Consider the following 12,845-nt stretch of genomic DNA (forward strand, 5'->3'; position numbering starts at 1 on the left):
ATTAATTAGAGTATTGCTAAAGATTATATCTTATTTAAATGCTTTATACGCCGTTCAAACTTTGTTCTATGCAGAATAAAATCATGCATATCAATTACTCTCACTATACATATACATTTCTTAGCCCGTATATTTTGCAACCCATTTTGCTTTTAATTCAGCTCTGGTATTAATGAATTCAATATCTGTCCCTTGGGCTATTGCATCCAGCGGATAACGTAAAGGTCGGGTTCCTTTTTCCATATTTATAAGATCTAATACTCCATCTGCAATTACCTGCGGATCCATATTGAATTCTGCCATTTTACCAAATAATCCTGCTCCGATACTATTGAACATCTCTGAAGCAACAGGTTCATATTCATTTATAATTTCTGGTTTATCAGCCTGTACACCTGCTTTGCTTCCAGAATTCATTTCTGTTGGATACACACCCGGTTGGATCGTTACATTTTCGATATTAAATTGAGACAACTCATCCTGAATAGCTTCAGTAATTGCTTCAACACTGAATTTTGATGCCAGATAAGGTCCCATAAAAGGCATTGTATGACCACTGGCTCCTGAAGTGAGATTTATTATCAGTCCCGATTTTGCTTTTCTCATACCTGGAAGAACTGCCTGATAAGTACGGATAATTCCATAGAAATTAACTTCGAAAAGTTTTTTAATTTGTTCTACTGAATAAGCTTCTACTAAACCAAATCCCGCAAGGCCTGCGTTATTGATCAATACATCAATCACTGGGTGTTTAGCCAATGTGGTTTCAAATGCTTCCTTTACTGATGTGTCATCCGTTACATCTATATCTACTACTTCTACATTGGGTAATTTCGCAAGCTCTTCAGCTATTTCTTTATTTTTACCTTCTGTTCCACGCATTCCTGCTATCACATTATGTCCTGCTTCAGATAAAGTAATTGTCATTAATTTTCCGAATCCGGTACTTGTTCCGGTAATGAAAATTGTTTTGCTCATATCTTTAAATTTTTTATTTAAATATTGAGACAAAATTACCTCCATAAACAAAGGTTTATCATTGATATTTAAAGGAAAAAACTATTGACAATTATCAATAGTTTTTATTTTTTTGAGGCTTGTGCTCTGATCCGACTAAGTGTTTCAGGAGATACACCAAGATAAGATGCAATCATATGTTGGGGAATCCTATTGACAAGGGATAAATTCTTTTGAATAAAATCCTGATATTTCTCTTCAGCAGATAGGCTAATATTAGCATGTATTCTTTTTTGGGAAACAAGAAAACTTCTGTGTAATATTTCATTAACCAGATCATTTAATTGAGGAATCCGACGGCAAATCATTTTAAATTCCTCTTTTTTTATAAGCACAATTTCGGAATTTTCTATAGCAATGATATTGAATTCAGAAGGATTTCCTGATGTAAGACTTTCCCTGTCACCAGTCCAATAATTTTCCGGTGAAAAATTCATAATATGCTCCTGCCCTTTAGAGTCTATTGAAAATGTCTTTACCAACCCCCGTTCAACAAAAGCATTAAAATTCCAAACATCTCCTTCTTGCAATAAATATTGATGCTTGCGTAATTTCTTTAAAGCAGATACACTTTTTATTAACTCTATTTCATCATCAGAAAGAGTTATTTTGTCTTTTAAATAATTGATAAAATGATCGAACATTGAGTAACCATAAATAATACTTTAAAGATAATCATTAAATACAAAATTAAAGCTCATTTTTATTAGCTTTAATTTCATTATAAAAGATAAATAAGTTAGATATCAACAATAAAAAAATTGGAGCTTTACGGGCTCCAATTTAGTATATCTAAGTGATTTATCTGAATATTACATATTCTCAATAACAATTGCAGAAGCACCCCCTCCTCCATTACAGATAGCAGCAGCGCCATATTTCGCATTGTTTTGTTTTAATACATTAATCAATGTAACAATAATTCTTGAACCAGAACTTCCCAGTGGATGTCCTAAAGCTACAGCACCACCATTTACATTAACTTTCGCAGCATCTAGTCCTAAAATTTTATTGTTTGCCAATCCTACTACAGAGAAAGCTTCATTGAACTCAAAGAAATCGATATCAGTAAGTTCCAATCCTGCTTTTTTAAGAGCAATTGGTAAAGCTTTAGCTGGTGCAGTTGTAAAGTTTTCAGGTTCCTGAGCAGCATCAGCATAAGAAATAATTCTTGCTAATGGCTTAAGACCTAACTCTTCCATTTTTTCTTTAGATACAAGAATCAATGCAGATGCACCATCATTTAAAGTAGAAGCATTAGCTGCTGTTACTGTTCCAGCTTCTTTTTTGAATACTGTTGGAAGTGTTGGAAGTCTGTCAAAATTAACAGCTTTATACTCTTCATCCTCAGCAAAAATTATTGGATCTCCTTTTCTTTGAGGGATTTCAACAGATACCACCTCATCAGTAAATTTACCTTCACTCCATGCTTTTGCAGATCTTTTATATGATTCAATAGCAAACTGATCCTGATCTTCTCTTGAAATAGAATAATCGGTTGCACATTTTTCTGCGCAAACTCCCATATGAACTTTATTATAAACGTCTGTAAGACCGTCTAAAACCATTCCGTCAAGCATTTTCACATCGCCTAATTTAGTAGCTAGTCTTGCATTATAATAATGTGGAACTGAAGACATATTTTCCATTCCTCCGGCAACAATTACATCTACATCTCCTGCTTTAATTGCCTGCGCTGCCATTGTTACAGCTTTCATTCCTGAAGCACAAACTTTATTTACTGTAGTAGATGGAGTTTCAATAGAAAGCCCAGCTCCTAATGCTACCTGACGAGCAGGTGCTTGTCCTTCTCCTGCCTGTAAAACGTTCCCCATGTAGATTTCCTGAACCATTTTAGGGTCAAGACCAATTTTGTCTAATGCTCCTTTTACAGCAACAGTTCCTAACTTTGTAGCCGGAACAGCTGATAAACTTCCCATAAAACTACCCATTGGTGTTCTTACTGCGGAAACGATGAATACTTCTTTCATGTGTATGATTTATTTTTTTATATTGATATATGTAACCTTACGGCTTCATTTTATTTTTAATTACAGTACTAATTCAATTCTTCAACTTTAGCAAGTACAAATTCAGATATTTTAGTATTATATTCTGATGTTAATTTTATAAAATTACGATCGGTTTCTAAAATTCTGTTCACCATTACCTCACCTAGCTTAACAGGATATTTCTCATCAGATTTACCGATGACAGTCACCTTATAGCTACAATCATCAACAAAATCTATACGTGATTTTACATAATCTTTACCATCGTTATAATATTCTGTCTGCACATTATCCTGTACCACCATCACCCATTTATCAACAGGGATATCTACACGTAAAAATTTTCCTGTCTTAATATTTTGGCATTTAGCAGGGTTATCTGATGTTAAAAACATGTTTTGCTGAGATTTTACCAGAGAAAAACTCAAGCATAGCATTACGAATAATACAGTGTTAAGATGCTTCATATTTTTGTTGTGTTTTTATTATCAATAATAAGAAAGCTCCCAAAAATTCAATAATCCAGCCCCATTTTAGCTTTACTATGCCCGCAAAGGTTTCCCTCCAGTTCTTAAAAGGCAGAAAACTGAAATAATCTAAAGATTGAAGCTTAACAGCCACCAACGTAAAGATGAACAATATAATTAGCAAACCTCCAATAATTCGTACCATTTTTGATCGATTATTAAGTACTCCAAACAGTGCACAAGCCGAAAGAATCCAACACGTTATTGCTAAATAATGATCTAACTTCCAGTAATTCCAATTTCCGATAATAGGTACATGAACCAATGGTAAAAAGCTTCCCATAATTACTAATAGCACTCCTATTAACTGAATATTTTTCATAATTCTTAAAATGCCAAAATACAAAAAAAAACACACTTTAAATCAGTGTGTTTTAAAAACATATTTTTCAAACGTAAGCATTATTAGTCGCTAAAAACCTATTGAAAAATTATCAATTTAACAATAAAAAACAAATTTATCTATTTAATCAAAAATTAATATTGGCAATTTCAATTCCAATTTGTAATCCATATTTATTCCTTAACCTGGCATCATTGTTAAAAATGGGAGTAAAATCTTTTTGTATAAATAAATTGATTCCCGCGTAGCTAATCCCAAACTTTCCACCGAAAATAAAAGTATTAACACCTTGCATTGCTCTTTCTCTTTCTACAATCCGTTTTGAGTTTTCTGTTGAAAACCTATTGTATATTACACTTCCAACTTTCACACCTCCATAAATACCTGCAATGATACTCAACTCTTTTTTCCTGCTATCAAGATACTTAACACCCTCATATTCTATATATTTAGGATTTAAAACAAATCTAAAGTCAACAGGAACAAAAAGATAAGAATTAGTAAGGGCTGTTTCTTTTAAATTTCCTCTTGTAAAATCTTCAATGAATAAAGTTTTGTTTTCCTGTGTAAATACCTTACCGTATTTTGGTACAAACCGATCCATTCTTACACCAAGACCTACTCTATAAAAAAAAGGACTTGTAAAACTTCCAATCTGATCCTCGTATCTCAATGTGTAGCTTGAAGAATTGACAATCGTATTTTTTACGTCAGAATCTTTATCATAAAATTTAAACGGTTTATCTTTAGGAGTAAGCGTAGTTCCCGTCAGGTTTATAGAAAATTCTAATGTATGCAGATAATCTTTGGGTGTCTTTTTGTTTTTGTTGAGCCTTACTTTAATACCATCGAATCCGAACTGCATTTCATTTTTATTCGCATTTAAAGTATCTGGCTTTTGCAAAACTGAGTTTTTCACCATTTCCTTTGTCGCATTTTCCAGTTCAGATTGTTGTGTACTTACTTTTTCATTGATAATCTGTTCATACTTTACGGCTATTTCTATTCTCTTTTTCTTCTTTTCCTCAGAGGTAATTTTATTTTCTTTAAAATCTTTATCAACGATATCAAGTTCTGTGTTCATATTAGATTTTTCAGAAACTACAATGCTATCGATTTTTTTTGAATAAATTTTCATCTGGGACTCCATTGGTGGATTCTCTTGTGCAAAACTATAAGAAAAAGCCAGTACAGCAGCCAGTAAAGTAATTTTGTTTTTCATAGTATATAATGGTATTTTTTAGACAATATTTTACCTCTGTTCTATTGTAAGAACAGTATTTCGTATTAAAAATTTTAGAAATTATTTAGTATCGGAAGAGTCTGAAAACACAGTCATTCCAAGTATTTTAAAAGAATTGGGACCTTTAATTTTGATCTTCTCCATATCCACTACGCCCATTTTTTTATTTCCGTTATGATTCTCCTCACGGGTTTTATCAATTTCTCTTCCCAATAGCAAATCATCCGCATCTATATAACTAGCCTTTTTCTTTGCTGCAATCATAGTTGGCTTTTCAACAATCTGATCATTATTTTTTTCCTGCACATGAGAAACATTAGCAAGGTCCTCTTTGATTATTTCTTCTTCATTTACAGGAATTGTATGGGACAATTTCAGATCTTTCCGGTAAGTTTTAATGATATCTTTTTCAGGTCCAGTCGCATTATCACTTTTTTCATTCAATGCAGTTATTTTATTTTTATTTTGCACTTTTTCTGAAGCTAATTGTTCACTTTCATTAGCCTGTTTTTTGGGAAGTAAGGTTTTTTCTGATGTATCATTTTTTGTAACTACCCTATTATCCTTAGCCGGTTTTGAGTCCAAATAAAGGTATCCTCCAAAAGAAATCAAGAGCAACACAACTGCAGCATATTTCCACCACTGAAAAGGCTGTTTTAAAGGCAAATCAGTCGCTTCTTCCAATCTATGGTCTATTCTATCCCAAAGATCATTGGAAGGCTTTATTTCTATACTTTCGTAATCAGATTTTAATTGTTTCAGTATTTCTTTTCTCATTTTCTTTTGTTTTAAAAAATTCAACAAGCCATTTTTTTGCTTTGTTTAATTGGCTCTTACTTGTTCCTTCAGAGATATTCAGCATTTCCGCAATCTCCTGATGTTTTTTCTCTTCAAAAACATACAGATTAAAGATAATCCTGTAGCCAGGTGGCATTTTAGAAAATATTTCTTCAAGATTAATTTCTTCCAATCCTTCTTCGAAATTCTCATCAGAAAAATCGTCCGCAATTTCTATATCTACATACAAAACATTTTTTGTCTTCCGTACAAAGCTTATAGAATCATTTATTACAATTTTTCTTAACCAAAATGGAAAGCTCTTAGAGTCTCTACATTCATCTAACTTTGTAAAACATTTTAAAAATGCATTTAACAATATATCTTCTGCATCATGAATATTATTGGTATATGAATTAGCTATAGCCAACATCCTACCAGAGAAAGCTTCATAAAGAGCCTTTTGAGCTCTTCTATCTTTCTTTTTAGCAAGTGTAAAGTTTTCTTCTAAATTCCTCATGAATTAGTTTCTATATGTAAGACGATAAAAATTACAAAAGGTTGCCTTAAAAATAAAAAAAATGCACTTTATTTTCTAAAGTGCATTTAATATATTGATAATATGATAAATAAAGTTAATGATTTACATTCGCAAGTTCTTTAGGATCATGCTTATGTTTAAACAAAAGAGCAAACAATATGGCAAGTATCAATGCATAAGCTGCAAAAGACAACCAGATCTGTTGCCAATCTTTTACCATTACAATGGAAGATAAAGTTCCGTCAGAATTTACGGCTGCATTAAAAGAGTTCTTAAGAATTCCTAAAAAAGTCGGATTATCTGGTGTTGTTTCTAAGTAGGCAGATAAATCTGAAGCATTAGTAAATTTACGCGTGAAGAACTTATCAATAGCCCAACCAGCCATATAACTTCCAAAAACAGCTCCAAAACCATTCGTCATCATCATAAACAGACCTTGCGCAGAAGAACGAACCTTCTTGTCTGTCGTTGTTTCCACAAAAAGAGAACCAGAGATATTAAAGAAATCAAATGCCATTCCGTAGACAATACAGGAAAGAATGATTAAAGCTAATCCATATCCGTCCGGAACACCATATGCAAAAAATCCAAACCTTAAAACCCATGCTAACATCGACATCAGCATCACTTTTTTAATTCCAAATTTTTTCAAAAAGAAAGGAATGGCAAGAATAAATAGAGTTTCTGAAACCTGGGAGATCGACATAATAATAGTTGATCTCTGTACTACAAAAGAATCTGCATATTTTGGAAAATGGGCAAACTCGCTTAGGAAAACATCACCATATGCATTTGTTAATTGTAACGCAGCCCCCAAAAGCATCGAGAATAAAAAGAACAATGCTATTTTATAGTTCGCAAAAAGTTTAAATGCATTCAAACCCAGCTGTTCTGACAAAGGCGCATTTTTATCAATTAATTTCTGCGGTGGACATTTTGGTAAAGTCAATGCATAGATCCCCAGAAAAATAGCTACAACTCCACCAATATAAAATTGTCCTTCCGTAGCTTTATTTCCCGTAAGGTTAGTAATCCACATTGCTACAATAAAGCCAATTGTTCCCCATACACGAATAGGAGGAAAATCTTTTACGACATCCAGATTACTATTCTTTAATATAGTGTAGGAAATAGAGTTGGCCAGAGCAATTGTGGGCATATAAAAACACATAGCAGCAAGCATTACATAAAAGAAAGAATTAGGGTCTCCTGTATGTGGTAAAATAAATAAAACAATACCGTAAAGAATTTGCAAAGCCGAAAATATACGTTCCGCATTAACCCATCGGTCGGCTATAATTCCTGTAATGGTAGGCATAAATATAGAAGCAATCCCCATTGTGCCGAAAACGGCTCCAAACTGAGCCCCTTCCCAATGTTTTGTGCCGAACCAAAAATTAGCCATCGTAATCAGCCATGCTCCCCAAACAAAAAACTGCAGAAAGCTGAGGATGGTAAGTCGTAATTTTAAATTCATAGTTTAATTATAAATATCTCTTTTAGTCAATTTTCTTTTTCCTCCTTTTGATTTCTTCCTGAATCTCCAAGGCAGTATCATAGTCTTCTTCTTTTACGGCATCCTCCAATAATTTCTGAAGCTCTTCCATAGAAAGAGATCTTAAATTATCTTCTGTCTGAACGGTTTCAGAAAATGATTGTTCTTCTTTGGAAACATCTTCCAATTCTAAAAGGATTCCTGCTTCATTTAAGACTTGTTGAGTTGTAAAAATAGGTGCATCAAATCGTACTGCCATAGCAACAGCATCAGAAGTTCTGGCATCCAAAATCAATTCTTCTTCTGTTACTTTATTTTTGAAGTTGATATTTGAAAAGAAAACTCCATCTACGATCTGATAAATAATGACCGAAACTAATTCATAATTCGCTGAAACTATAAATTTTGTAAATAAATCGTGTGTAAGAGGACGTGGCGGGTGAATATCTTTCTCCAGACCAAGAGAAATGGATTGGGCTTCGAAATTTCCTATAACAACAGGTAATTTTATGTGTGTTTCTTCATGTTCCAATAACAAAGCGTACGCCCCTGATTGGGTCTGGCTGTACGATATTCCTCGAATAATTAGCTGTTTATAATCCATAACTACAAAGATAAATTAATTTTTTATTGTAGGTTTTACTTTTTAGACAAAAATAAAAGCTCGGATAAGCCCGAACTTTTATTTTTTTATTTGTTATAAAACTAAATTTTATCCTTTAATAGCTTTAATTTTCTCTGTTAGTGCAGGAATAATCTGGAAAGCATCTCCTACTACTCCATAATCAGCAGATTTGAAGAAAGGAGCTTCAGGATCACTGTTAATTACAACAATAGTTTTAGAAGAGTTTACTCCAGCTAAATGCTGAATTGCCCCCGAAATACCTACTGCAATGTAAAGATTAGGTGAAATCGCTTTACCAGTCTGTCCTACGTGTTCTGTATGAGGTCTCCAACCGATATCAGAAACTGGCTTAGAACAAGCTGTAGCAGCTCCCAGAACGTTAGCTAAATCTTCAATCATTCCCCAGTTTTCAGGACCTTTCATTCCTCTACCAGCAGAAACTACCACTTCAGCTTCCTTAAGATCTAATTTACCAGAGCTTTGTTCGTGAGAAACTACTTTAGTATCTTCATTAACTACAGATAGATTTTTTACTTCTTCAGAACCGGAAACTGCATTTTCTTTAACACCAAAAGCATTTTGAGAAACAGTAATGATCACTCCCGTTCCTTCAGCTTTAGCATGCATAAATCCTTTTCCTGAAAACGCTCTTCTTTTCACCTGGAATGGAGAAAGACTCTCAGGAGCAGCCAATACGTTTGTAATCAAAGAATAGTTCTTCATTACAGCCAACATCGGTGCTACAGAAGAAGCGTCTGTAGTATGTGGGAAAACAATAATATTTCCATCAGCTACTTCACTTACTGCTTGTGCAAATGCTTTTGCTGAAAAGTTCTTAAGGCCTTCATCCTTAATATTAATAACATTTGATGCTCCATATTTGTATAATAAATCTGAAGAATCAGTAGGGTTTACAGAGATTGCGGTAACGGTATCACCAGCTTGATCAGCTACTGCCTTAGCATAAGAAACTGCTTCTAAGGCTGCTTTTTTGTAAACTCCATTTATATTTTCTGCGTATACGAATACTGCCATTTTTTTAAATTTAAAGATTAAAAAATTTAATGATTGAAAGAGATTATATTACTTTAGCCTCTTCATGAAGTAATCTTACCAATTCATCCAGATTATCAGGAGAAACCATTTTCACAGCAGCTCTTGGAGGAACGCTGTCATAAGAAACTCCCTGAACTTTTACTTCTGAAGAAGTAGGCTCAACAACTTGTAAAGGTTTTGTTCTTGCAGACATGATCCCTCTCATATTAGGAATAATCAAATCCTTTTCATCTACCAATCCTTTTTGACCCGCAATAACAGCAGGAAGCTTTACAGAAATAGTTTCTTTACCTCCTTCAATTTCTCTTACAGCAGTCGCTTCACTTCCGTTTACATCTAAACCTACAGATGCATTTACAAATGGCTGATTTAATAACTGAGCTACCATTCCAGGCACAGAACCTCCATTATAATCAATAGATTCTTTACCACAAAGGATAAGATCATATCCTCCATTCTGAGCAACAGCTGCAATCTCTTTCGCTGTAGAATAACTATCTTTTGGCTCAAGGTTTACTCTTACCGCATCATTTGCACCAATTGCTAATGCTTTTCTTATTACAGGCTCTGTAGCAGTATCTCCTACATTAATTACTGTAACTGTAGCTCCTTGAGACTCCTGAAGTTTAACCGCTTTTGTTAACGCAAATTCATCTAATGGATTAATTACCCATTGAATTCCATTTTTGTCGAAAGCAGATTTATCTGCTGTAAAGTTAATTTTGGAAGTAGTATCCGGAACACTACTAATACAAACTAATATTTTCATGTGTACTATTTTATTTTTCTCTTTTTATTGCATAAACGTTTTACACGATTACGCAGAGATTTTGTTTGATTAATTTCTGTAAATATAAATAAAAAATATATTATGCATGCATAATACTTATGATTTTATTATTCAATACATTAAATGTATTTACTTAGCTGGTTTTGTCGCCCTAAACTCTATCTTACTCGGTAAAACCCTTGGATTCATTTTCAAAATATCCAATACCAAATTCCCCATATCTTCAGGTTGAATTTTCCATTCATCCTTTTCAGAAACCACATTTCCATTGAAGTTTGTTGCTACAGATCCTGGCATAATCACTGTTGCTTTAATGTTGTATTTTCTCAAGTCAATCATGGCTGCTTGTGTAAAGCCTACCACTCCAAATTTCGAAGCATTATAACCTGTCCCGTTTTCAAAGAAGTTAGCACCCGCCAGACTTGAAATCGTAATGTAATAACCTTCTGTTTTCTTCAACTCACCTACCGATGCTTTTAACGTATAAAAAACACCAGTTAAATTAGTTTCTATCATAGTATTCCACTCTTCGGAAGTTAACTCATCCACAGGCTTAAATACAGCTAATCCGGCATTCGCAATAACGAAATCTAATTTTCCGAATTTTTCTACAATATATTTAATAGCCTCTTCTTCACTTTCAAGACTTCTTACGTCAGAAACAATTCCCAAAACCTGATTGGAATATTGTAACAATTCTTTCTCAGCTGCCATTACATCCTCTCTCTTTCTCCCTGAAAAAGCAACTGACACTCCATTTTCCAGTAAAATCTTAGCAATTCCAAAACCAATCCCTTTGGTTCCTCCTGTTATATAGGCTACTTTATTTTCAATCATACGTTTTACTTTAATTTCTCTAAAATAAATAAAACGCTTCAATTGAAGCGTTTTATATGTACAAAGATTTATCAGTAATCTATTTTTTAATGAATTTTTTAGAAAAAACATCTCCTTTGGTTTCAATATTGAGGATATATGTTCCCGGAAGAAGATTCTTTACATCTACTTTATCACGATCAAGTTTAACATCTATACTTCTTCCAGCCGTATCAAAAACTTCAACTTTAGTAACCTGTGACTTTGATTGTACTGTAATAAAATCAGTTGCAGGATTAGGATAAACTGAAATATCATTTTCTTCCACCGCAGCCTCTCTTGTACCTAACACTGCGTTATTTGTTGCGGTTAGCGTATAATTGTCAAAAGAAGTGATATGGGCTACCGTATTTCCCGTACCAACTATTGAAGTAAAATCCATTTCATAAGGATCTACACCCGCGGCAGCTGGTAAATACGTTGCTGGTGGAGTACGAACCACACCTCCTGGGCCCGTCCACGTAACCTCTCCTGTAGTTTTATTAAATGTACCCTTTAATGTAATCCATGTATTAGCAGGATAAGTATAGGTATTAGGCTCTAAATAAAATAGAATATTCCCGGTTACCCCTGTTGTTGTATTCTTGTAATATGCTATCCCTATAACTCTTTGTGTAGCGTATTCATATCCTACTCCAAGCAACGTTTTATGGGTTGTTTGATCGTAAACCATCACAGTTCCTCTCGCTACACCACCTGTGACGCTTCCCGTATATAGGTTAAATTCCAATGAAATAATATCATTTCCTGGTGTTCTTGCAGCCCATGCAGCTGGTAACCCATCCTTCCACATATATTTTTGGTCTGTTGCATTCGCACTTCCCATTAGCTGTAAAGATTTGCCATGAGAAGCATCAATATTTACAATCTGTGCGTCTGTATTAGCTCCTCCTGCAAAATCTGTACGAAAGCCACCTTGCCCTGTGGCTGGAACACTTGGAGAGCCTGGGGTAATGCTTACTCCAACATTTCCTATGACATAGGAGTTAAAATTATCGCTTTGTAGCGATTGGGCATTTAATGTCTGACATACGACAAATAAAAATGCACTAACTGATAAAACTCTTTTCATAAATATAATTTTTAATTAATATTACAATCAATACCACTCATTTATTAGAATAAAATTCTTTTTATGAATCGTCTTTATTAATAAGACAACAAAAACACAAAATGGTTGCCTATGAAATAAAAAAACACAAAACATAAACAATGAATTAAATCACAATCCTTTATTCAATCATTCTTTTTTTTGAAAGAACTATTTATAATTGTTTAATTCTATAACTAGCTCATATAAGAGCTACAAAGCTATTTGGGTATTAAGAGATTACCAATACTTGAAAAGCAGTAAATATTTCTACTTGATTTTAGGTATTTTTTAATAGCAAATACCATACGTAAGAACAATACATATCAAAATTGAAAAGATTGACATTTTACACATTCCTTCTTTAATTACAAAAATTTTTAAAAAAACCACACGTTTAACTCTGTTTGTTATACAGACAATTTGTTTTTAACTTTACTATTCATTCAAATT

The 12,845-nt window shown here is 33.4% G+C and carries 14 protein-coding genes; all 14 read right to left on the minus strand.

The annotated features are described in order from the left end of the window. Window positions 1–120: 120 nt before the first annotated feature. The 14 genes from JHL15_RS13830 to JHL15_RS13895 all read right to left on the minus strand — a co-directional run bounded on the left by JHL15_RS13830 (window position 121) and on the right by JHL15_RS13895 (window position 12,374). Window positions 121–978 (minus strand): SDR family oxidoreductase, encoded by an 858-nt coding sequence (locus JHL15_RS13830; protein WP_200246636.1) that lies wholly within the window; start codon window positions 976–978, stop codon window positions 121–123. Between the two features lie 104 nt (window positions 979–1,082). Further along, window positions 1,083–1,661, minus strand: coding sequence for a Crp/Fnr family transcriptional regulator (locus tag JHL15_RS13835; protein ID WP_200246638.1), 579 nt, complete (start codon window positions 1,659–1,661; stop codon window positions 1,083–1,085). Between the two features lie 168 nt (window positions 1,662–1,829). Beyond that, window positions 1,830–3,008 (minus strand): acetyl-CoA C-acyltransferase, encoded by a 1,179-nt coding sequence (locus tag JHL15_RS13840; RefSeq protein WP_200246640.1) that lies wholly within the window; start codon window positions 3,006–3,008, stop codon window positions 1,830–1,832. A gap of 68 nt (window positions 3,009–3,076) precedes the next feature. Further along, window positions 3,077–3,496: a hypothetical protein gene (locus JHL15_RS13845; RefSeq protein WP_200246642.1), complete on the minus strand. Its 420-nt coding sequence runs from the start codon at window positions 3,494–3,496 to the stop codon at window positions 3,077–3,079. Further along, window positions 3,483–3,878, minus strand: coding sequence for a hypothetical protein (locus JHL15_RS13850; RefSeq protein ID WP_200246644.1), 396 nt, complete (start codon window positions 3,876–3,878; stop codon window positions 3,483–3,485). The genes JHL15_RS13845 and JHL15_RS13850 overlap by 14 nt, the downstream gene beginning before the upstream one ends. Before the next feature lie 148 nt (window positions 3,879–4,026). Then, window positions 4,027–5,121, minus strand: a complete 1,095-nt coding sequence (locus JHL15_RS13855) for a hypothetical protein (protein ID WP_200246646.1) — start codon at window positions 5,119–5,121, stop codon at window positions 4,027–4,029. 81 nt (window positions 5,122–5,202) lie between these two features. Further along, on the minus strand, window positions 5,203–5,919 hold the full coding sequence (locus JHL15_RS13860) for a hypothetical protein (RefSeq protein ID WP_200246648.1): 717 nt from the start codon (window positions 5,917–5,919) through the stop codon (window positions 5,203–5,205). After that, window positions 5,885–6,439 carry an RNA polymerase sigma factor gene (locus JHL15_RS13865; protein WP_200246650.1) on the minus strand — a complete coding sequence of 185 codons (555 nt, stop codon included), beginning with the start codon at window positions 6,437–6,439 and terminating at the stop codon, window positions 5,885–5,887. The genes JHL15_RS13860 and JHL15_RS13865 overlap by 35 nt, the downstream gene beginning before the upstream one ends. Before the next feature lie 115 nt (window positions 6,440–6,554). Continuing rightward, the gene (locus tag JHL15_RS13870; RefSeq protein ID WP_200246652.1) at window positions 6,555–7,937 is read right to left on the minus strand and encodes a nucleoside permease; all 1,383 of its coding nucleotides are present in this window, start codon (window positions 7,935–7,937) and stop codon (window positions 6,555–6,557) included. A 22-nt stretch (window positions 7,938–7,959) separates the two neighbouring features. Beyond that, window positions 7,960–8,559: a bifunctional nuclease family protein gene (locus tag JHL15_RS13875; protein ID WP_034685183.1), complete on the minus strand. Its 600-nt coding sequence runs from the start codon at window positions 8,557–8,559 to the stop codon at window positions 7,960–7,962. Window positions 8,560–8,667: 108 nt separating this feature from the next. Beyond that, window positions 8,668–9,615: an electron transfer flavoprotein subunit alpha/FixB family protein gene (locus tag JHL15_RS13880; protein ID WP_200246654.1), complete on the minus strand. Its 948-nt coding sequence runs from the start codon at window positions 9,613–9,615 to the stop codon at window positions 8,668–8,670. 43 nt (window positions 9,616–9,658) lie between these two features. Beyond that, entirely contained in the window at window positions 9,659–10,405 is a 747-nt protein-coding gene (locus JHL15_RS13885) for an electron transfer flavoprotein subunit beta/FixA family protein (RefSeq protein WP_200246656.1), read from the minus strand. Window positions 10,406–10,555: 150 nt separating this feature from the next. Further along, the gene (locus JHL15_RS13890) at window positions 10,556–11,263 is read right to left on the minus strand and encodes an SDR family oxidoreductase (protein WP_200246658.1); all 708 of its coding nucleotides are present in this window, start codon (window positions 11,261–11,263) and stop codon (window positions 10,556–10,558) included. 79 nt (window positions 11,264–11,342) lie between these two features. After that, a complete protein-coding gene (locus tag JHL15_RS13895) occupies window positions 11,343–12,374 on the minus strand; it encodes a T9SS type A sorting domain-containing protein (protein ID WP_200246660.1) in 1,032 nt (343 codons plus the stop codon). Window positions 12,375–12,845: the final 471 nt, after the last annotated feature.

Source organism: Chryseobacterium paridis, from assembly GCF_016595215.1.
Taxonomy (GTDB): Bacteria; Bacteroidota; Bacteroidia; order Flavobacteriales; family Weeksellaceae; genus Chryseobacterium; species Chryseobacterium paridis.

Excerpts from the sequence above, each read along its gene's own strand:
- JHL15_RS13835 (WP_200246638.1), bottom strand. The coding sequence starts at position 1,661 with ATGTTCGATCATTTTATCAATTATTTAAAAGACAAAATAACTCTTTCT.
- JHL15_RS13895 (WP_200246660.1), bottom strand. The coding sequence starts at position 12,374 with ATGAAAAGAGTTTTATCAGTTAGTGCATTTTTATTTGTCGTATGTCAG.
- JHL15_RS13860 (WP_200246648.1), bottom strand. The coding sequence starts at position 5,919 with ATGAGAAAAGAAATACTGAAACAATTAAAATCTGATTACGAAAGTATA.
- JHL15_RS13845 (WP_200246642.1), bottom strand. The coding sequence starts at position 3,496 with ATGAAGCATCTTAACACTGTATTATTCGTAATGCTATGCTTGAGTTTT.
- JHL15_RS13885 (WP_200246656.1), bottom strand. The coding sequence starts at position 10,405 with ATGAAAATATTAGTTTGTATTAGTAGTGTTCCGGATACTACTTCCAAA.
- JHL15_RS13850 (WP_200246644.1), bottom strand. The coding sequence starts at position 3,878 with ATGAAAAATATTCAGTTAATAGGAGTGCTATTAGTAATTATGGGAAGC.
- JHL15_RS13870 (WP_200246652.1), bottom strand. The coding sequence starts at position 7,937 with ATGAATTTAAAATTACGACTTACCATCCTCAGCTTTCTGCAGTTTTTT.
- JHL15_RS13830 (WP_200246636.1), bottom strand. The coding sequence starts at position 978 with ATGAGCAAAACAATTTTCATTACCGGAACAAGTACCGGATTCGGAAAA.
- JHL15_RS13880 (WP_200246654.1), bottom strand. The coding sequence starts at position 9,615 with ATGGCAGTATTCGTATACGCAGAAAATATAAATGGAGTTTACAAAAAA.
- JHL15_RS13865 (WP_200246650.1), bottom strand. The coding sequence starts at position 6,439 with ATGAGGAATTTAGAAGAAAACTTTACACTTGCTAAAAAGAAAGATAGA.
- JHL15_RS13890 (WP_200246658.1), bottom strand. The coding sequence starts at position 11,263 with ATGATTGAAAATAAAGTAGCCTATATAACAGGAGGAACCAAAGGGATT.
- JHL15_RS13855 (WP_200246646.1), bottom strand. The coding sequence starts at position 5,121 with ATGAAAAACAAAATTACTTTACTGGCTGCTGTACTGGCTTTTTCTTAT.
- JHL15_RS13840 (WP_200246640.1), bottom strand. The coding sequence starts at position 3,008 with ATGAAAGAAGTATTCATCGTTTCCGCAGTAAGAACACCAATGGGTAGT.
- JHL15_RS13875 (WP_034685183.1), bottom strand. The coding sequence starts at position 8,559 with ATGGATTATAAACAGCTAATTATTCGAGGAATATCGTACAGCCAGACC.